The organism is Vibrio sp. Vb1026, from assembly GCF_033338745.1.
GTDB lineage: Bacteria > Pseudomonadota > Gammaproteobacteria > Enterobacterales > Vibrionaceae > Vibrio > Vibrio alginolyticus.
The window spans coordinates 1-1,463 of sequence record NZ_JAWOTH010000080.1; the positions used below are offsets into that span (position 1 = coordinate 1).

General features: G+C 43.1%; 1 protein-coding gene. It reads left to right on the forward strand.

Annotated elements, in window-relative coordinates:
- A partial coding sequence (locus tag R7E47_RS24310) for an Ig-like domain-containing protein (RefSeq protein WP_318085242.1) occupies positions 1-1,463 on the forward strand: 1,463 nt, incomplete at both ends.

The window sequence follows — 1,463 nt, forward strand, 5'->3', positions numbered from 1 at the left end:
GCGATTGATCATGGTGTAGGTCAAGATGAGCTGGTGACTAACGTATTGGTTGAAAGCATTCAAAGTGATGCTGACGGCACACAAGAGGCTGTTGTGGCTCCCCTAGAAATCGCCATCCTTGATGCCGATCCAGTGATCGAAAATGAGTCATATAGTGTAACCGAAGGCCAAGTCATTTCTGGCAATGTACTGGAGAATGACATTGATATTGATGGTGACCTGTACATTCGATATGTCAGAGCCGGAGGAGAGATCCAGTCTGTCCCTGATGGTGGCTCAGTAAGTTTTAGTCTAGAGAAGGGTGAATTAACCGTATTTTCAGATGGCTCTTGGCAGTTGAATGCCAGTCGCAACTTAGATCACACGGTCGAGCAAAGTCTCGTTTTTGATTATCTCGCAGCCGATGATTCAAAAGATTACGGTGTAGCAACCGCGACCATCGACATTATAGATGGCCAAGCGGGTTATGTAGGTAGCGCTACTATAAAAACAGCAGAAGTACCTCTGGGAGCGGCATTATTAACCACCGAAGGCAGTGTTAATGTGATTGCTGGCTCTGATAACCCTGATCCGACTAGTTTGTATTTTGGTGAGGCATCCATTACTAAGTTAGAGGCATTAGGGCTTACAAGCTCAGTCTCTAATACTGAGCTTAGCTACACGTTAAGTTCCAGTGGGAAGCAAATCACAGCATTTGCCAATGGTGTCACTGTATTTACGTTAACATTGAGTGGCATTGAGTCGGGTAACGATGTACTAGCTTCAATTTCGCTTACTCTTGATCATCCTATCGATCAATTCAATAGTAGTGATACGGTCACTTTCCCGTTGACCATTGGAGGGACAGATCTAGACTCCACACCGCTTGTAGAGAATGAAATTGATTTCGTGTTGAAAGATGGTGTTGATCCTACGTTGAGCAACTTGACTGTTGTTGCAATGGAGGAGATTAATCTAGAAAGTGGGACAATCTTTAAGACTGGGAGCCTTCAACTCGATATCGGGAGTGATTATGTTGACTCTCTTCGATTTAGCGAATTAAACCAGCCCACATTAGTGAGTAGTGAAAGTGAGTTGCTTTACCGTCTGTCTGATGACGGTACGACAATTACTGGCTATATCTTAGAAGGTGGGGTGGAAGTAAATATTTTTCAATCGAAACTATTATCCACATTACCTTTAGAGTCGAGTAGTGAAATAGAGTATTCCTTTGAATTATATCGCTCTTTCGATCTGTCAAAAGATCAAATCCTGGATATACCATTGTTAGTTAATGCAACAGATTCAGACGGTGACACCACCTCGGTAACATTGGATATTACCTTAGAGGCAATAGAAGGTTTGAACGATGATGCCTCTTTAACGGTGGATATTCTTGATGGCGGTGATGGATACGAAAACCAGTTTGAAGTTCCTAGTGTCACGATTCAAGGTGACGCACTCAAGATAAGCGATGAGTGGCT